Origin of the sequence: Flagellimonas oceani (assembly GCF_011068285.1) — a bacterium.
GTDB classification, from domain to species: domain Bacteria; phylum Bacteroidota; class Bacteroidia; order Flavobacteriales; family Flavobacteriaceae; genus Flagellimonas; species Flagellimonas oceani.
This window is the reverse complement of sequence record NZ_CP049616.1, coordinates 821,066-839,218: the sequence shown is the minus strand read 5'-3', so window position 1 is coordinate 839,218 and position 18,153 is coordinate 821,066. Positions and strand designations below refer to the sequence as shown.

The window sequence follows — 18,153 nt, the reverse complement described above, 5'->3', positions numbered from 1 at the left end:
CTATTAGAATTTTGCTTCCCGTTCATTGATGACATCCTGCATCCTTCTAAAAGCGATAATCTCCCGGTACCTTCGGGTCTTGGCCTCGATCTCGGCCACCATTTCCCTTGATTCCAGTTCCTTGCTCTTCAGGATGGCGGCACGTTCCCCATCGGTCATCTTTAGGTTGTTGTTGGATAGGACCTGGTCGATATATTCCAGACCTGCTGTGGAGTTCTCGATGATGGCATTGAAGGAATCGGAGATGCGGGTCACTTCTTCGGGCTTGATATAGGGAGAGTTCAATATCTCCCGAAGATCGTTCTGTACCGTTTCGTAGAGCAGTTGGTTGTTCCTGGCCAGTTCCTTTACCGCTTTTAACTGTTTGATGACATTGTTCACCTTATCGATGTTCTCCTTTTGCTGTTTCATAAATTTGACGGTCTTCATCAGGTTGGAGGTCTGCTTGCCGGATTCCAACAGCGATTTGATAAAGCTGATAAAGTTCACGTTGTCGTACACGGGCATCCCCTGGGCCGTGGCACGGCCGGGCATTGATAGGGCAAAGACCAATGCAAGCCCTAGGGTCGTTCTCTTGATTCTCTTTTTGATGTTCGTTTTCATTGTATATGGATTTATGGGTTACTGATTTTTTTGGGTGTTTAAAAATTCCTTTATGGCCCGCTCCATATCATTCGTCCTTTCATAAATCCGCATTATGCGGTCGGATTCGTGGCCGTCGGTGAGGTAGGCAGCATAGACCTCTGGGGGCACTTCCAAACGGAAGATGTTGCTTTCTTTGCCGATCTTGATAAAGATCTCGGTGTACTTGCGTTCCCCTGTCAGGTTGTTGCGGATGGATTTGAGCTGGTCCAGGTCATGGCTGGACAAGTTCAACCGCCTTTGCAGTTCGTCATAGCCTTTTTCGCTCCGCAGACTGTAGATGACCTGCGTATTTTCAAGGATGCTGGCCGAGGTGGAATTCTGGGGTAATTGGTTGATGGATTGCAAAATGATGCCAATGGCCCCGTTCTGCTTTCTAATGGCCTGGTAATAGAACTCCACACTTTCCAGCACATTATCGAACTTCAATTGCTTGGCGAACTCATCAAAGAGGATGATGCCCCTTTCCGAACGGTTCCTCCAGATGGTACGTTGGATGGCCGATTTGATGAGCTTTAGCATCACGGAAAGGATTTCCTTGTTGTCCCTTACCTCGTCCAGTTCAAACACGATGAGCCGTTTGTCCTCGATCTTATAGCTCTGGTCCTCGCCCACGTTGAACAGGAAACTGTAGAGTCCACCCTCCACATATTCCGAGAGGATGTGCAAAAAGTCGTAGACGCCAAAATGCGTTTCCTTGATCCGCAGTTCCCTGATAAGGGTATCCTTGTTGTCATCCACGAATCGATAGAGGGAGGCCAGGGAATGTCCCTTGCGTATATTTTCATAGTAGTACAGCAGCACCTTTTTCATGGCCACTTCCCGGGCCTTGGACACATTGCTCTCTGCAAGGAGTTCCAAAAGGAAAACAGCCAAATCCTCCAAACGTTCCGGGGTCAGGTCGGCCTCTTTGGAGATGTAAAAGGGATTGATGCCAAGGTTCTTCCCCTGTTCGTACCGAAGGATGATATGTTGGTCGGGATACAGCTTGGCGAACTTGGCATAGGAACCACCCAGGTCGATGATGACCAACCGGACATCCATCTCGAAGTATTGGCGCAGGATATTATTGGCCAAAAATGATTTCCCCTCGCCCGTGGGGGCAAAAATGGCAAAGTTCCGTGCCTTGATACGTTTTTTTTGTTTGTCCCAGACATCCTTCAACACAGGGATGTTGTACTGCCTGTCATTAAAGATGATGCCGGAGGTATCCGACCTATAATTGGAGTTGTTGATATAGAGACAAAGGGCATGCTTGAGATCGGTCACGTACAGGTCCTCATTGGAAAAATTGGTGGCGTGACAGGGATAAGAGTTCAGAAAGTAATGCTTGCGCTCCTCGCCCCTGGGATAATAGGGAACGATGTCCAGTTCCTTGAACTCCGCATTGATCCGTGAGGCTATCCGTTTTAATTGGCCGACTTCCGAATGCCAAAAAATAATGTTCAGATGACCTCTGATTATGCGTGAGGTGTCATCCTCGTTGATACGGTCAACGATATGCTGGATTTTTTTGAGCACCACTTTGTTCTGGGTGCCAAAATTGGTACTCTTACTGAGCTCCTCTATTTTCTTGTCCAACAGTTTTCGCCATTTATGTTTGTCGTCCAGATAGAGGATTTGGTTGACGATATGGTTCTCGTCCAGATCGAGCCCCAATCCATCAATAAAGCCCTGGTGAAAGGTGAAATCGTCAGAGGTGAACCTTTCATTGGTCTTGCTGCTCTGTACCCCACCACCGAAACAGCCCTCGTTGTTGACCGCAATGGCATCGAAAAAATGGTCACCGATCTCGATTTGTTTTCTGTCCAATTGGATATCGGTATCGAAACCTTGGTTAAAGCCGTTAAAGTAGGCATGGGCATGCTCCAGAATTTCATTCTCCTTTAATGGTCTCAGGGACACCCTGCGACTGTTGTTGATAAAGGAAACGGCATCGTTCACCGCGGTGATGAACCCCGCCACTTGAACATCTAGTTTGCGATGTAGCCCTTTTTCGGTCTTTCTAAAGGGGTTGATATATTTAGCAGCCTTCAGCGTTTTGTCCAAAGGCAATACAAAAAAGAGATAGCTCTGATGGTTCAAATGTTCCCGTCCCTTAAAGTAATCATGGGTCGCCTTTCCCAAAAAGGTTTTGCTAGGGAACTGCTCGGCATTATATCCCAATTTTTGATAGACATCCTGTTTATGGATGACAGTACCCGTAGGAAGGGACTTGAAAGCCTGAAACCAGATTCCGTGCAGCTCTGCGAAATCGACTTCGGAAAGGGAATAGATTTCCGGTAGTTCCGCCTTGTAGCATAAGACCACATTGCCGTTGCTGGCAAAGACCGTATGGTTCTGAATGTCCAATATGGGATGATATGTTCTAAGATTGATCTTATTCATAATAAATGGAGCTGAGTCTTTTATTGCTGATGGTCTTTGGGAATGTTTTTTGTACCTGTACCAAGTGAGGCCGTCGGGTCATATAGGTGAGTGCCCCGTATAGGGTTATGTTGAATACCGACACGGACAGGATAATCGCTAGGCTAAAGGAAAAAATGATGATGAGCAGCGAACCGATGATCGAGACCATCATCAGGGCAAAGAGCGAGATGGGCAGTCCCATGATGATGGCCCGTTTACGGATGTTCCTGTAGACCTCGTACTTTTTCATATTAAACTACGATGCCAATGAGGTAAGTAAAAATGCCTACTACGGCTCCTGCAATCAGTACAAAGACGAGCACTCTTGTAATGCCCTTTTTTAAATCGGCGTTCTCACCAAAAAAATGTCCGGCATTAAAGAGGAAGCCGATCAAAAAGATGACCCCTAGGATGATGGGGAAGATGGCCCTGATGGTATCGGAAACATCGTTGACGGAATCCTCAATGCCCCCGATCTGGGCAAATGATGGGGTGGAAATCAGGGTTAAAAAAGCGGTAAGTTGTGTCGTTTTTTTCATACAGTTTTGCTTTTGGTTTTAGAGCAATTTTGCTGTATGAAAAGTAGAGTTTAAATCAATATAAATTATTGACATTCAGATGTTTGAAAATAAAATATTATTTGATTATGAATGTGTTTTATTGATGCAAATTAGCATCAAATGGTATGGGAATTTGAAACGCCTATGTTGATAACTCCAAAACTTTCGAATCGCCCGATGCTCAAAAACGCCAGTTTTGGGATTTTAATGTGAAGGCTTCCCTGTTTTTGAAGGCTTTGTAGCCTTCCCTAGAATGGGTAAGGTGTAAGGCTATATTTTTAGGGACACTTACACAATTAACTGTTCTTGATGGGAATTCAATTAATTAAATACTGGATTATGAAGGGACTTTTTGTTAAGTCAATACAAACTTCAAAAAATACTGTTAGGCTTTGACTCTTTAAGCAGCTATTGCTATCTCAAGAGCCCACTCAAATCCACTACTTTTTAAACAATATTTAACTGCAGCAGAATATTCAGAACTTGGATTTGCAAGTTGTTTTAATTCTTGCATGTTATTTTTAATCGTTTGTCTCCTAAACAAATCAAATTGCTGATTTTGAAGTATTAGCAATCTTGAAATATCTTGAATTAAATAAGAAGCTCTTCGAAATCTATCTTTTCTTGCTTCGATAAATTTTTCGTTTAATTTAAGTCTCCTTATGGTATATTCTGCTTGAAGATAATCTCTTGAATTTTCATCTGCAGATTTAGGGTTAACCTTTCCTTCAATATCGTAGGATAACTTTGGGGGATCATCAATCTCTGTTGGGTCAAGAAAAAGTATATCTTCCGCTTCAATAGGGTCGATAATACTCTGAGCTCTGTTAGCGTTAACATGAAAGTAGTCCCTTTTAGGCACATTGTTAGCAGGGGCTGAAAACCTATAATTTCTCCAATCAAAAGCTAACCACCAATATCCGCCTTCATCTCCTCCAGCTTCATTAATCGCCTTTTTCTTTGGACGAAAATGGTCCACATGACAATAGGCTCCGTCATTAATAGATTCGGAGTACCAGCATTTTCTGTAACTTATATTACTAAGATGCTCTCGCAATTCAGCCCATAATGCTTGGTTGTCATCAATAATTTGATTCCTCGTTTCTATATCCTCGGCTTCTAGCAATTGCTGAGTTACTGCATCCGCCCGATCAATCCAATCTTGAGGTGGCGGGTTATTTAATAAATCGATATGAATCATTCGCTACCCCCTTCCTCTGAGATTATTTCATTGAGAATATCCATGGCTATTTCATTCTGGCGTTTTATATTTTCCTCTGTAGGATTTTCGATGAAAAACTCCTCTCTTTTACCAACCGCCACAATAAATTTTTGGTATAGTGGATCCCTATCAGTAGTATTTATTCCCAAAGAGCTTAAATGCTCAAATAAAGCCCTTAATTCAGCTCTTTCGTTATCGGATAGTTCTTCTGTATCTTGTTTGGAAATAAGTTCATTACGTCGCTTAAGTAGCCCTAAAGTTTCTTTGTCCAATGTTGAGGAAAGTCCAAATAATTCGCTTGTTAAAATACCAGCAACACCCAACCCTTTTGGGTCAACTTCTGGCTCCGCCGCTACAACCTTCTTAAGTTCCATATCCCGTTTAAATACACGAACCTCTTCTTTTACCAGACTTCCAATTACCAGCGGATCATGTGTATTCATTATTATTTGTGTTGTTTCTGGCTTATTTACAACATCTTTTAAAAATTCTCTATATTTCCATTTCCAGATGGGATTTAAGTGAGTATCGGGTTCATCCAATAGAATTAGTGATTCTTCATCTCTTGTAAATTTTAAAAGCCCAAGAACAGTTAATAATTGTTGTTCTCCTTCACTTAATTCCTTAAAAGTTATATCACCTTTAACACCTTGTTTCTTTACTTTAACTCTTACTTCAAATATTAAATCCGAAATATAAGTGCTTTCAAGTGCTTTAAAAAAATCGGTATTTGAATTATAAAACGATGCTATCTCCCTAAGCTCATCTTTTCCTTTTATAAAAAGATACAACAATTCTCTTTTAGCGCTTCTTCTAAAGTCTAACGGAATATTCTCTTCGTTGTAAATTGGAGCTAAACTGTATTCCCATACCTTCTGAAGAAATTCATTTACGAGTCCTTTTGCTCCCCAAAAAGTTCCCTTTTTCCCCCAGTGAGGCTTATTTAAAACAAACAGAATGGACTCTAAATCTTTAATATTAAGTATCTCACTAAGGAATTTCGAAGATGATTTTTCTTCGTCGTCGAAAGAAAAATAAGCAAGTAATACAAAGTAGGAATGGACAAGTTGGACATAAAATAATCGTCTTAAATCCTCTACATCATCTTTTGTAACACCTTTCTTAATAGATTTTTCGTAAAACCTTTTTTGATGATCATCAAAATGATCCTTTAATTTATTACTGACACCAGAATAATAGGTAAAAACATATTTAGGAAGATAAATGTTCTTATTTACAAAAAACTCTTTGTTAGTTATTGAATTTAAGCTAACCAATTTCTTTTTTTCTCCGTGTATATTGGCTTTTAAAATTGTGTTAGCTTGGAATTTATATCTACTATTAATACATTCAACTTTAATCTGGAAATTTCTAAGTTCATACTCTATCTTGTATTCAAAAGGTGGTTTCGATTCTAAATCCAAATGCTTAAAAATCAAGACAAGAGCTTCAATGAAATTTGACTTTCCTGTAGCATTTTGACCAAGAAGTATCGTTTCCATCTTGGATTTATCAAGATTAATTGTGAAATCCTTTAGATTCTTATAATCTATTATTTTTACCCTATCTATACGCATTAAACAATTTCCAAATATTCTTTGTCTTTACTTTCTTTTATTTTGTTTTGATTGACTTCTTGCTTAAGTGCTGCGTAAAAGGCATCAATATCATCCTTATATTTTGATTTTTCCCATAATTCTTTAGTTTTCATACGTGAATTATGTGCTTGCAAAATTTCTAGTATATCCATAAGTTTTCTTTTTTCTTTTTTTGTACGATTTATAAGTCTTTTTCTCTCTTTTTCTTTACTTAAAACAAGTTCTTTCTCTCTTTTTATTTGTTTTAACAAATCTTTGGAAAAGCCTTCAACATCTTTTGTTTTTATCAAATCTCCAGAAAATGCCTTATCTAATATTGACTGATATAAGAGCTCTACTTTGTCCTTAATTTTTAGGCTTTCCGAATAAGCTCTATCTATAGACTTCAATAAAGTTTCAATTTTTGTCACCAATTTTTTCTGAATTCCCATTGGAGGGATTAAAATCTTTATTCTGTTAATCTCTTTGCTATTAATATTATTTACGCCACTTGTGGATCTTGATGTTCCAACTATTTGGTCTCTAACAAACTTAGAATGGAAGGCATAATTCAAAAATTTTGAATCTATAATATCAGCTTTTGGTCTGATTCGGATTAGATAACCAGCATAACACATACCTTCAAATTCCTTTGAAACAATAGAGGTCCTTCCCAAAAGATTCAAACTCCCGTTAGATCTGATTAATAATAAATCACCTTCTTTTAAGTAATAATTTTTAATCTCAGTATCTGTCAAACTGGAAAATTTTAAATCTGATTGATCTAATGCGAAGTTTACCAGGTTAGGTATTCTTAAAACTGGAGTACCTTTATTATCATAATCTGATTTTTTAGAAGTACCATATTTCAAACCATGAATTAAATCCTCAACATGATATTCGCTATATGCGACTTCCTCTGAAATTAATGAACCCGATAAGGTGCCGTTTAATACAATATTTTTGAAATCCTCTATTAGATTAGTAATTTTTAAAAGAGATGATTTGCTTTTATCTAGTTTGGTAAAAAGCAAATCTATCCTCTTTGCGATTTTTTTCTGAATAATTAGAGGAGCAAGCGGGAACTTTAAATTCGAGAAAACTATAGAATCGACATGCGGTATGCCAACTCCTTTTGTGTTTTGATTTAGATATTTAAACTTACTCTTAAGAAAATAGAATAAGTAGGTTTTATTGATGACAACTGGTTTTATGGCCACCAAAGTTGAACCTAATGCACCATCTTTACTAAGACCTACCCAACCACTTCTAGATCCATCCCATACTAAAACCAACTCTTCACTTGATGTTATTCTTGATGAGAATTTATCCGCCCATCTATCTATATTACCAGTCTCAATAGCTTTTATATCTAGATAGGGAATTGAATCTTTGAAATTTTTGTTTCTGAGAACCTTTGGTTTTTTACCTTTACCGTATATTATAACTTCATCAAGTTTTACGTAAATCCAACTCTCAGGTATTTTTTTATTCATTTTCATCAAGTAGTTGAATTACTTCTTTAAAGTTATCTGTAATAATTTCCAATTCATCAATCAAATTCAAGGCTAACTCATGAGGGTCTGAAATTTCTGTTATTTCAGAACTTAATTCTTCTTTTAACCATGTGAAATCTAACCTGTAATTTTGTTTTATTATTTCTTCTTTTGAAAACCGCTTAAAACGCAAAGATTCTTTTCGACTATCTTTACCATTGGGGTTAGTACCATAAACCTTTTCGAATTCTTCGAAGTGCGAACTATTTAATGGTCTATTTTTTTTAGTTACACTTTTGATATTTGTTCTACCATCGTATATCCAAACTTCATCCGTTGGAATTCCCGTTTCAAGAAAAATAACTATTGCTTTTACATTCGCATGTAGCCTTCCCCCTTTTAGGACATCGCTAAATTCATAAAATTATCATTAATGTTGTCCGTTTCGGGGAAGAATTCTTCCCCGAAACGGTTCTTGTATTCCCTGGGCGGCATATCCCCGATTGATGAATGGGGATGCCTTGTATTGTAATCCTCCATCCATTTTTGGGTCAGTGTCCTTACTTGGTGCAGGTCGTTGAACCAATAGGCATCTAGCACATCTTCCCTGTAAAACCTGTTGAGGCGTTCCATATATCCGTTCTGCATGGGCTTGCCGGGCTGGATGAACTGCAGCTCCACCCGTCTGCTCTTGCACCATTGCGATAGGGCCTTGGATATGAACTCCGGACCGTTATCGCAGCGTATGGTCTTTGGCAGGCCTATCTCTTGCTCCAATTGTGATAAGGTCTCCACGACCCTTATCGCCGGATAGTTAAGCCCCACATCCATGGCCAGTGCCTCCCGGTTGCAATCGTCCATGACATTGAACACCCTTATCTTCCTTCCATCGGACAGGACATCGGCCATAAAGTCCATGCTCCACACCTCGTTGAGCTCCATCGGGGCCTCCAATGGGTTCTTTGTCCTTGCGGGAAGCCTCTTCTTGTGCTTCCTCCTGAGCTTTAGGTTCATGGACCTGTAGACCCTCAACACCCGTTTCCTGTTCCAGTAGTGGCCTTCGCGACGCAAACGCTTGTAATATACCTCGAATCCCCTTGTCGGCAGCTCTTCGGCCAGCCTGGAAAGGGCGTCGACCACCTCGGTGTCGTCCCTTTTGCCATGGTAGTACCACATCGACCGTGCAAGGTCCAGTACCCCACAGGAACGCGATACACATACCGAATAGGCCTCCTGGAGGTATTTGGCGCGCTGCTTCTTGTCGGAAGGCCCTAGAACTTTTTTGACAGTACGTCCTTGAGCATGCGGATGTCAAGGCTGGCATCGGCGTACATCTGCTTGAGCTTGCGGTTCTCCTCCTCGAGTTCCTTCAAGCGCTTCATATGGGCCACTTCCATCCCCCCGTACTTCTTCCTCCAATAATAAAATGTGCTGGTGTCAATGCCCATCTCACGGGATATATCACCCACCTTGCGGCCCTGTTCGTTCTCTTTCAGTGCCTTGATGATCTGGCTCTCGGTAAACTTGCTTTTTTTCATGTGACAGTTAAAATTTAAAGTTAGAAAATCTGAATTTTAAACTGTCCTATTTTTAGGGAAGGCTACAAATTCAATTGTTTATTGGTAGTCTTAACTTTAAAATCACGATCAGGGATATTGTCAGCTCCTCTTGTACCAAAAGGAGGGTTTGTAAGGATACATGAAACCAGTTCAACTGGTCTTGGTTCATAAATGGTATCCCCTAATTCAATATTTGGGCTCAATCCGTGAAGATATAGATTCATCATTGCTAACCTGCGTGGTCTAATTACTAATTCCTGACCGTAATAGGTTTCATTAAGTAGTTTTTGTTTTTGTTTTTTTGATAATTCTTGATAATCATGTTTTTTCTTAAACCACTCATAACTTTCTGTAATGAACCCTGCGGTTCCACAGGCAACATCAGAAACTTTAAAAGTTGGTGTTTCAAAGGGATTAGGTTTCATTACGTTAACAATTGACCTTATTAGAGGTCTCGGTGTGAAGTACTGCCCTGCCCCCTTTTTGCTCTCGCTAGCTGCTTTTTCCAACAGTCCTTCAAATGTAGCACCAAGGACATCTAAATCATAATTAGACCAATTTACTTCATCTATAAGATTTAAAAGTTTTCGGAGGCTACTCGAATTATGAATCTTAGCAATTGGTTCACTAAAAATCTCTCTAAGTATACCCTGTTGCTCACTCAACCCTTTAAGGATTACATTATAATTTTCTAATAAATTTTTATCGGAAGAAGTTGTTAATGACACCCAATTGAGCTTTTCAGGAATTTCAATACTCCTTTCTTCCGCTATCTTTAGAAAAAGTAGATAGGTTAATTCTTCTATATAATCAGCATAATCGACACCTTCATGTCTTAGAGTATGGCAAAAACCCCAAAGCTTATTTACAATATTGGACATATCAACTTATCAATTATTTTTTAAGGTTAAATTTTTACATATCTCATTCATAACTTCACAGGGGTTTGTATCTATTGCCAGAGCAATAAGATATAATTCATCTACTCTTAATTTGGATGATTTGTTTAATGTAAGTTCACTCAAACGTGATTGACTCAATCCTGTTTTTCTAGAAACCTCTGCCTTTTTTATAGATTTTTTGGCTAAATATTCTCCTAGCAAAGTCATAACGTTAATTTTTTACAAACTAGAAGCTAATATAGTTTTTTAGGAGCAATATTTAGATTTTCTAAAATCATTATTTTCTCTTATCCCTACTCCCTTTATCAAATCCTATTAAATTAAACAGTTCCCGCATCCGCGATCTAACTCGGTTTCCATAGCGCTCCTCCAATTCCTGGGCATTGAGGTTGGTAGTGGCATGGGTCTTGACTCTATGGTTGAGATACAACTCATGGCGTGAGAGCAAAATTTCCCCCATCACATTGCAGTCTTTACCGTAGTGTCTACCCATAGGCTCCACTCCCAAATCATCAAAACAGTAAAACCGATGATCGCCGTACTGCTCGATGATGGAATACCCGATATGATTAAAGGCAAAGGAGATATTCCGGGCAGGAATCAAATCGTAGGGTGTAAAGTGCGGTGTAATATAGCGTATCAATCTCATCAAACTGGTCTTGCCACAACCTACCGGACCGGAAAGCAGAATCCCTTTTTTAGGATCAATGCCCAGCTTTTTACAGGTGCCCCAATTTTTGACCTGATAGTTGCAGAGTTTATACAGGATTTCATGGTCCTCTTTGTAAATCCTGAACTTTTTGCCGAAGAGCAGCCTTCCCTTGACATCCAGATAGGCAAGTATCTTCTCAAAATCATATTGTATGCAACGACCTTCAAGTGTGCCCAATCTGTACTGTGAACCACCCTCGGTAATGATATGCGGTGCGGGGTGTCTCATAACGGCTCATTGTAATCCTTGTCCCTGGTCGTTTTAAGGTTGTCCGTATATGGGACACCGCCGGGTTGTTTGCCGTTGCTTTCAAATTCCTGAAAAATTGAATTTTTAAAATTTTGCCGTTCGATCCTGTTTTTATTGTTTTCTATAGTTTGTATATGTTTGTTTATAGGTACCGATGCTTGTCCGGAACTTGTCCCGTTTTTGGTACGGCTTGGGTACAGCACCTGTCCGGTACTTGTCCCAAAATCGAACATCTTGATCCGGCTGCCCTTGAACGGATTGTGGGATGGGGTATAGAGAATGTATTTCCAATGACTGAGTTGCTTGATACACCTGTGATAGGTGGATTTGGAACCGATTTTTGAAAAGTCCATAACTTCGTCCCGATTGATATAGAATTCCGCTTTAAAAAAGTTGTTGTTCCAAATCTGGAACAAAGCCACGTACAAACTGATATGGGTCGGGTTCAATCGACCGTCCTTTGAGAATTGCTCCAATACCGCATTGAAGTGCCGGATATAATTGATCTCTTTCAAAACTTATTGTGTATCCGGTTCTTTTCCAACACTTCCATAATCTCAGTATACTCGTAGTACAACACACCCCCCACTTTCGTATAGGGTATCGTTCCATTGATCCTTAGATTTTGTAAGGTACCAGGGGAAATTCCCAATAGCTCCCTGACTTCCGGGGATTTCAGCCATTTTTTTGAAGGCTGGCCATGATGTGCCTGTATCAGTTGTTTGATCTCGTCCAGGAGTTCCATCTTGAACTCATAAAGGTCTTCGGTGGTAATGATTGTTGCGCCCATTGATCTTGTTTTAATAACAAAGCCGCCAAGGTTTCGCTTTTTTAATGGCGGCTTTGCATTGATTTGACTTTCGTTCTACAAAATTGATAGGCTTTGATGAGAATTCATCAGAGTCGGAACCGAGTTCGGTCAAATTTTAACAATTGTTTCTTTTGATGGTATTTGACGTGATTTGGTGTTGAATCAAGCTTATCCAGGTCACTAAATGGCCATGAAATTTATGGAAGACAAAAAAACCGAGTCGCAACCGAGTTCGGACTGTAAATCAACTATTTTACATCATCTTCATCCGCCATTTTTTGCCTTAATTTTTTTGTGGCTTCTTCAAGGAATTTTACCTGAGTACCCTTTCTAGCTTTGAGCTCGCTATAGGTTCTGGAATGGTTTCCCCGCGGTACCTGCAAATAATCCCCTAATACTTCAATAACTTTCTTGATTTTCTCATTCCCATTATTAATCGTTCCCATTTCTTGAAGGCCATATATCAGTTCTACAAATGCAGCATAGCTGCCGGTCCAAATGAGTTTGCTGGATTTACCACCCTCGCAATTTTTAAGAAATTCTTTCTTTTTCTTTATATAGTTCGCGTACATATTAAATCCTTTTATTCTTGCCCATAACTCATCATGGGATGTATTGAATATAGAATCTTTATAATATGGATAGCTCTTAACAATAGCATTTTTATTCTGGTTCTTCCTAGTGAAATAGTATTCATCAAGATGGGTATATCCCTGATTCATATATATAATGAACTCGGTATGTTTGGTAAAAAACTGGTTAACCTTTTTAGTTTGCTTATCTAGAAAGGATAATTGGAGCTTAAGGTCTAATTTAGGCATTCGGGCTTCGCAGGATCGGATTTCGGTATAGAGAATCAAATATTTCATGGGCTGACATTTTATAGCCTTGAAAAACGCAATCTCCTCTTCGATAGATTCAAAACCGGTTTTGGAAACACTTTCTTTGAAGATATCCAGAGCCCAAGCCGCAATACCAATACCTATATCAGCTTTTTTAAGTTGCTCTTGTGCGCTATTCTCTAGTTTCGCTATTTTATCATTGAATTTATTTATGATTGATGCATAGAACATGTGCCGACCTTATTACAAATTGATTTGGTGATAGGTTGGTCAGTTATACTATATCTTATCTACATAGTCGTTGCCCACAGTATTTTTTAATTTCCCCCTTCTTATATGTTTAATACATAAAAAAAACTCCAATATAAATTTTTCGATGTCAACATTCTATATCTTTCTTTTTATGCTATAAAACAATAAACTTGGGCTATTTGTCTTTCCAGTAAAGGAAACAACGCTCTTAAAATACTAGCCAAAAGATCCCCAAATCTTGGGCGGTAGAATATGAAATCTCGTTGCCCCCTTTATTAACCTTTACGGAGATACGTACAATTCCTAAAAAAAGGGTGGTTCGTTACAAACCACCCCCGATTAAACTAAACTAACTCAAAAAAACTAACTCAATGCCGCAATATTTAGTTATAATCTTTTACACATCTGAACCCGGTATGGGGAAAACCCGAATCCATACTGGATTTCATTCTCCTTGAAACCCTATAGCCACTACAGTAGTCATCATTGCACAGGAACGAACCTCCGCGGATAACATATTTAGGTATTTTGGGTTCATCGGGATCCAAAGATTCCTTTGGTCCTTTGGGGTTTTCAACTACCCCTTTTTTCTTATCCTCAAGGTATGCCCGAAAATGGTATTTATCGGCACACCACTCCCAAACATTGCCGGCCATGTCAAACAGGCCATATTTGTTGGGAGGGTACGATTTCACGGGTGCCGTGGTCAGATAACCATCCAACAAGGAATTTTTAAATGGAAAAAATCCTTGCCAAAAATTGGCCTTCTTGGAGGATTTTTCAGCTGGTTCGTTTCCCCATGGATATACAGGGTCATCCAAACCTCCCATGGAGGCCCATTCCCATTCTGCTTCCGTTGGCAATCTTTTGCCGGCCCATTTGCAATATGTTTGGGCATCTTCAAAAGCGATATGCACCACCGGATGATCCATACGTTGGATTATGGTAGATCCAGGGCCTTCGGGGTTTCTCCAAGAGGCTCCCACAGTCCATCTCCACCATTGTGAATAGTCTCTTGGGTCAACAGGCCCCTCTGTCATCGTAAACACCAGTGAACCGGCCCTTAAAAGTGAATCTGCCGGTTCTGGTGTCCCTACCGGCAGTTGTTGTTTCAAATCTTCCCAACTGATATTGCGTTCGGCTACAGTAATGTAACCCGTTTGATCGGTGAATTCCTTAAAGGCTCTATTGGTGACCTCAGTAATGTCCATGTGGAACCGGGACACTGAAACTTTGTGCCTTGGAAATTCATCAAAAGCAGCTTGTTCGCTTTTACCACCCATATAAAATGTTCCGGCAGGTATTAGGACCATATTGTCCGGACTTTTCAAATGAAAATTCTCTTGGGTCTCCTTTTTTGGTGAACAAGAGCTAATTACAGCGAATAAAACCGGGATAGAAACTAGTCTAATCATATTTTTGTATACAACCAGTTATTACTTGATTTTCTATTTTTAATCATTTTATCTTTGACCTATCATTTTGTCAACAATCTTGTGAGTGTTAATGGTTACCATGTGTCAATACCCCCTATCAATCCAATTATTATCCTTGTATTGCTGAATGAATTTTTCGTTCAGTTCATCTGAATCCTTATATTTTTTTCTCAGTTCTTCCAGTTCCTTCTTCAACAAAGCAATTTCATCGCTATATTCAGGGTCATCATATACATTGTTCATTTCATTGGGATCCTTTTTCCGATCATATAGTTCCCATTCATCAACATCATAATAGAAATGGATGAGTTTATACTCTTTGGTAACAATGGCGTAATGCCGTTTGACCATGTGTACTGCCGGATATTCATAATAATGATAATACACGCCATTCCTTGTCCAGCTTTCTTTATTGCCTTTCAACAATGGAATCAAGCTTTCACCCTGCATATCTTTGGGTGCCCCAATTCCTGCTGCTTCCAAAAGGGTTTGGGCAAAATCAAGGTTTTGAACCATTTCTTCTTCCGTGGTCCCGGGTTTTATGACATTTGGCCATCGTATCAACAATGGAGTCTTAAAAGACTCATTATAGGCAAAACGTTTGTCGAACCAACCATGTTCGCCAAGATAGAACCCTTGGTCCGAAGTGTACACTACAATTGTATTATCCGTGAGACCGCTTTCGTCTAAATAATTTAAGACTCTCCCTACATTTTCATCAACAGTGGCTAGGGTTCCCAAATAGTCTTGCATATATCTTTGATATTTCCATTGCATTTTTTCCCTATCGGTCATGCTGGGCCAATTTTTCTTGAAATCTACATTGATCGAATCCAGCACAGGACCATATTTGGCCTTTTGCTCTGCATTGGCACGACCATAAGGACCATAAAAACTGTTCTCATATTCAGGAACCTCGGGCATCACTTTTCCCATTAAAGCCAGAGTTTCAGGAAAAACTTTACTATCGTGGCCATACATCATATGGGTGAGCAAATTCATTTCGGCTGTTTTCGCTGCAGTACCCCTATTTTCGTAATCATCGAACAAAGATTCCGGTTCCGGGAATTTTTTCTTGGAGAACTCTGCAAACTTTTCAGGGCTGGGCCACCAAGGACGGTGAGGGGCTTTGTGCAGGTACATCATCATAAATGGTCTTGTAGAATCTCTTTCGGTTTGCAACCAGTTTAAGGTTAAATCCGTAATTATATCCGTTACATAACCATCAATTCTAACAGTATCTCCTTTTTTGTTGATAAAATCAGGGTTGATGTAAAAACCTTGACCCGGAAGTATCATGAACTCATCAACTCCCTTAGGGTTGTTTCCAAAATGCAATTTTCCAAACATTGCAGTTTGGTAACCTGCCTTTTGAAATAATTGTGGAAAAGTTACTTGTGTGGTGTCGAAAGGGGTCCTGTTATCAATTTTTCCATTGATATGTGTATGCTTACCAGTCAGAATGGTTGCTCTTGACGGCGCACAGATGGAATTGGTGACACTTGCATTGGTAAAGAGCATACCTTCTTTGGCTATTCTATCTATATTCGGGGTGCTTATGAGTTTGTCACTATATGCACTCAATGCTTGATAAGCATGGTCATCGGACATAATAAAAAGAATGTTGGGCCTCTCCTTTATACTGTCCTCCTTCATTTTATTTAAATCTTCGTTAATACCTTTGCAAGATATTGTCACAATTATGAGATTTGACACCAAAAGAAAACAAATGCATTTTTTCATAATCTTATAGAAATTAGTTTTTAGCATTTTAATTTATAGTTTTTGAATAGTTCATTCTGTCTAGTTGGCGGTATGTTAACCAACCATGCTTTTCCCTACATTTAATTGACTTCGAATCAAAAAACACCCCATTACTTATTGGTTTAACGGGGTGCGATTCAAACTAATTCAACTTAAATAGTCAAACTGATTCATTGTTTTGGAACAACTTTTTACAGTGTTCAGGCCCGAACCCATATAAGGGTATGTAGGTTTTCTTATGTTTCCGAATTTCCCATTTCCCTAATACCCCTCATTTTGCGTTAAGTTAGGATTACGTTCAATTTCCGTTTGAGGAATTGGGTATCTAACATGAAAAGCTTGGGCCGGTTTGCCCCGATCAATGGCCATTTCAATAAATTTGCCATGTCTTATCAAATCTTGTCTTCTTAATGCTTCGGTATGGAATTCCCTTCCCCTTTCATCCAAAATGAAATCCTTGAAAGCTGTTGGGCCGTTAAAGTCACTTATAACCAAAGTGCTAACTCCAGCTGCTTCCCTTATCATGTTCAAAAGATCAACAGATTCTTGGTTTAATCCATTGATTTCATTCAAAGCTTCTGCTCGCGATAAAATAATATCGGCATATCTTATAAACGGAAAATCATCGGAAGATCTACTTATACCTTGATTCGGGTATTCTGGAAATTTCAAACTTCTTGCGTTATCCTCACCCAATACAATGGTTTCGCCATCTTCATTTACGAATTCAAGCAAGAAGGCATCCAATCGTTCATCTTCGGCATCAAAAAGCTCTAAAAAATCTGACCATATCTTATATTCTGCAGCGAATATCTGTCGTGGCGGGTATTGCCATTGATACCCTCTTGGAACCACATGGCTCAGCCATCCGTCTCCAGTTATGTCATCGGGCGTATCCGACATTACTGAAACAAATATGAACTCATTGTCCCGTTGATTTTCCGGGCTGAACAACGCTGTCCTTTCACCTTCAGTGAACAGGTCATATACCTCAAGGTCCATTACTTGTTTTGCAGTATTGGCAGCTTCCTGCCATTTTTTGTTCATCATATAAAATTTGGTCAATGCCGCTAAAGCAGCCCCTTTTGTCGGGCGGCCGTACTGGTCTTTAGGCGGATTTATCGGGAGGATATTACTTATTTCCGATAACTCGGATTCAATAAATGAAATCATCTCGGTCTCGGAAGCACGCTCTGGACGATCCGTTACATCCGTTTCACTGGAAGTGATTAGGGGTACCGGACCAAAAAAGTCAAATAGCAAATAATAATTAAAGGCTCTTAGGAATCTGGCCTCTGCCAATATTTCTTGTCTTCTATTTTCATCCATTTCAGGCAAAGAGATATTGTCTATCACAGTATTGGCCTTATAGATACCTCTATATCTCCGTTCCCACGAGCTTTTTATCCATTGGTGGGAAGAGGTCCATACAAATTCTTCAATGGGTTGATTATGGGTAAAAATACCTCCACTTCGCTCAAAATGAATATCTGTGTTTACTTCTTGTAAGGTTACGGCGTCACGGGTTATATCACTATATCTCAGTTCACCGTAAACGGAGTTAAGTACTACTTCGATATCTTCCGCTGTTTTAAAGAAATCCTGAGGGCTCAATGCTGTATAGGTCTTCTCGTCCAATTGATCTTCGCATCCAACGGACAGAGCCAATACACAAATTACTACTATTATAAGTGCACAATATTTTTTAATCTTTTCCATG

Annotated in this window: 18 protein-coding genes and 1 pseudogene; all 19 read right to left on the bottom strand. The window is 39.4% G+C overall.

From position 1 onward, the window contains the following. Window positions 1–3: 3 nt before the first annotated feature. A complete protein-coding gene (locus tag GVT53_RS03930) occupies window positions 4–603 on the bottom strand; it encodes a conjugal transfer protein (protein WP_166247519.1) in 600 nt (199 codons plus the stop codon). 18 nt (window positions 604–621) lie between these two features. Next, window positions 622–3,030 (bottom strand): TraG family conjugative transposon ATPase, encoded by a 2,409-nt coding sequence (locus GVT53_RS03925; RefSeq protein ID WP_166247518.1) that lies wholly within the window; start codon window positions 3,028–3,030, stop codon window positions 622–624. After that, window positions 3,023–3,301, bottom strand: coding sequence for a hypothetical protein (locus tag GVT53_RS03920; RefSeq protein ID WP_166247517.1), 279 nt, complete (start codon window positions 3,299–3,301; stop codon window positions 3,023–3,025). The genes GVT53_RS03925 and GVT53_RS03920 overlap by 8 nt, the downstream gene beginning before the upstream one ends. A 1-nt stretch (window position 3,302) precedes the next feature. Then, window positions 3,303–3,590, bottom strand: coding sequence for a hypothetical protein (locus tag GVT53_RS03915; protein WP_166247516.1), 288 nt, complete (start codon window positions 3,588–3,590; stop codon window positions 3,303–3,305). A 421-nt stretch (window positions 3,591–4,011) separates the two neighbouring features. Continuing rightward, entirely contained in the window at window positions 4,012–4,812 is an 801-nt protein-coding gene (locus tag GVT53_RS03910) for an HNH endonuclease family protein (RefSeq protein WP_166247515.1), read from the bottom strand. After that, window positions 4,809–6,410, bottom strand: a complete 1,602-nt coding sequence (locus GVT53_RS03905) for an AAA family ATPase (RefSeq protein WP_166247514.1) — start codon at window positions 6,408–6,410, stop codon at window positions 4,809–4,811. Before GVT53_RS03905 ends, GVT53_RS03910 begins: the two co-directional genes overlap by 4 nt. Then, window positions 6,410–7,912, bottom strand: a complete 1,503-nt coding sequence (locus GVT53_RS03900; protein WP_205791879.1) for a restriction endonuclease subunit S — start codon at window positions 7,910–7,912, stop codon at window positions 6,410–6,412. The genes GVT53_RS03905 and GVT53_RS03900 overlap by 1 nt, the downstream gene beginning before the upstream one ends. After that, complete coding sequence (locus GVT53_RS21005) at window positions 7,899–8,099, bottom strand: hypothetical protein (protein ID WP_240905131.1); 201 nt, start codon at window positions 8,097–8,099, stop codon at window positions 7,899–7,901. Before GVT53_RS21005 ends, GVT53_RS03900 begins: the two co-directional genes overlap by 14 nt. Further along, window positions 8,100–8,228, bottom strand: a pseudogene (locus GVT53_RS21240) (hypothetical protein); the annotation flags it as partial. It abuts the gene before it with no gap. 77 nt (window positions 8,229–8,305) lie between these two features. After that, window positions 8,306–9,444, bottom strand: a protein-coding gene (locus GVT53_RS03890; RefSeq protein ID WP_240905130.1) for an IS3 family transposase whose coding sequence is annotated in 2 segments (ribosomal slippage) — window positions 8,306–9,183 and window positions 9,183–9,444 — 1,140 coding nt in all. Because the reading frame shifts where the segments join, the coding sequence is not laid out codon by codon here. A gap of 62 nt (window positions 9,445–9,506) precedes the next feature. Then, a complete protein-coding gene (locus GVT53_RS03885; protein ID WP_166247512.1) occupies window positions 9,507–10,346 on the bottom strand; it encodes a class I SAM-dependent DNA methyltransferase in 840 nt (279 codons plus the stop codon). 9 nt (window positions 10,347–10,355) lie between these two features. Further along, window positions 10,356–10,574 (bottom strand): helix-turn-helix domain-containing protein, encoded by a 219-nt coding sequence (locus GVT53_RS03880; RefSeq protein WP_166247511.1) that lies wholly within the window; start codon window positions 10,572–10,574, stop codon window positions 10,356–10,358. Between the two features lie 70 nt (window positions 10,575–10,644). Beyond that, on the bottom strand, window positions 10,645–11,307 hold the full coding sequence (locus GVT53_RS03875) for an ATPase (RefSeq protein ID WP_166247510.1): 663 nt from the start codon (window positions 11,305–11,307) through the stop codon (window positions 10,645–10,647). Beyond that, window positions 11,304–11,843, bottom strand: coding sequence for a hypothetical protein (locus GVT53_RS03870; RefSeq protein WP_166247509.1), 540 nt, complete (start codon window positions 11,841–11,843; stop codon window positions 11,304–11,306). The genes GVT53_RS03875 and GVT53_RS03870 overlap by 4 nt, the downstream gene beginning before the upstream one ends. Continuing rightward, entirely contained in the window at window positions 11,840–12,118 is a 279-nt protein-coding gene (locus tag GVT53_RS03865) for a helix-turn-helix domain-containing protein (RefSeq protein WP_166247508.1), read from the bottom strand. Before GVT53_RS03865 ends, GVT53_RS03870 begins: the two co-directional genes overlap by 4 nt. A gap of 269 nt (window positions 12,119–12,387) precedes the next feature. Beyond that, window positions 12,388–13,212: an RteC domain-containing protein gene (locus tag GVT53_RS03860; RefSeq protein ID WP_166247507.1), complete on the bottom strand. Its 825-nt coding sequence runs from the start codon at window positions 13,210–13,212 to the stop codon at window positions 12,388–12,390. Between the two features lie 404 nt (window positions 13,213–13,616). Next, entirely contained in the window at window positions 13,617–14,648 is a 1,032-nt protein-coding gene (locus GVT53_RS03855) for a formylglycine-generating enzyme family protein (RefSeq protein ID WP_166247506.1), read from the bottom strand. A 105-nt stretch (window positions 14,649–14,753) separates the two neighbouring features. Further along, window positions 14,754–16,325, bottom strand: coding sequence for a sulfatase family protein (locus GVT53_RS03850; RefSeq protein WP_240905129.1), 1,572 nt, complete (start codon window positions 16,323–16,325; stop codon window positions 14,754–14,756). A 369-nt stretch (window positions 16,326–16,694) separates the two neighbouring features. Continuing rightward, window positions 16,695–18,152, bottom strand: a complete 1,458-nt coding sequence (locus GVT53_RS03845) for a RagB/SusD family nutrient uptake outer membrane protein (protein WP_166247504.1) — start codon at window positions 18,150–18,152, stop codon at window positions 16,695–16,697. Between the last annotated feature and the right edge of the window lies 1 nt (window position 18,153).

Bases quoted from the DNA above. Each gene is read 5' to 3' on its own strand.
- GVT53_RS03930 (WP_166247519.1), bottom strand. From the start codon at position 603: ATGAAAACGAACATCAAAAAGAGAATCAAGAGAACGACCCTAGGGCTT.
- GVT53_RS03925 (WP_166247518.1), bottom strand. From the start codon at position 3,030: ATGAATAAGATCAATCTTAGAACATATCATCCCATATTGGACATTCAG.
- GVT53_RS03920 (WP_166247517.1), bottom strand. From the start codon at position 3,301: ATGAAAAAGTACGAGGTCTACAGGAACATCCGTAAACGGGCCATCATC.
- GVT53_RS03915 (WP_166247516.1), bottom strand. From the start codon at position 3,590: ATGAAAAAAACGACACAACTTACCGCTTTTTTAACCCTGATTTCCACC.
- GVT53_RS03910 (WP_166247515.1), bottom strand. From the start codon at position 4,812: ATGATTCATATCGATTTATTAAATAACCCGCCACCTCAAGATTGGATT.
- GVT53_RS03905 (WP_166247514.1), bottom strand. From the start codon at position 6,410: ATGCGTATAGATAGGGTAAAAATAATAGATTATAAGAATCTAAAGGAT.
- GVT53_RS03900 (WP_205791879.1), bottom strand. From the start codon at position 7,912: ATGAAAATGAATAAAAAAATACCTGAGAGTTGGATTTACGTAAAACTT.
- GVT53_RS03885 (WP_166247512.1), bottom strand. From the start codon at position 10,346: ATGTCCAATATTGTAAATAAGCTTTGGGGTTTTTGCCATACTCTAAGA.
- GVT53_RS03880 (WP_166247511.1), bottom strand. From the start codon at position 10,574: ATGACTTTGCTAGGAGAATATTTAGCCAAAAAATCTATAAAAAAGGCA.
- GVT53_RS03875 (WP_166247510.1), bottom strand. From the start codon at position 11,307: ATGAGACACCCCGCACCGCATATCATTACCGAGGGTGGTTCACAGTAC.
- GVT53_RS03865 (WP_166247508.1), bottom strand. From the start codon at position 12,118: ATGGGCGCAACAATCATTACCACCGAAGACCTTTATGAGTTCAAGATG.
- GVT53_RS03860 (WP_166247507.1), bottom strand. From the start codon at position 13,212: ATGTTCTATGCATCAATCATAAATAAATTCAATGATAAAATAGCGAAA.
- GVT53_RS03855 (WP_166247506.1), bottom strand. From the start codon at position 14,648: ATGATTAGACTAGTTTCTATCCCGGTTTTATTCGCTGTAATTAGCTCT.
- GVT53_RS03850 (WP_240905129.1), bottom strand. From the start codon at position 16,325: ATGAAGGAGGACAGTATAAAGGAGAGGCCCAACATTCTTTTTATTATG.
- GVT53_RS03845 (WP_166247504.1), bottom strand. From the start codon at position 18,152: ATGGAAAAGATTAAAAAATATTGTGCACTTATAATAGTAGTAATTTGT.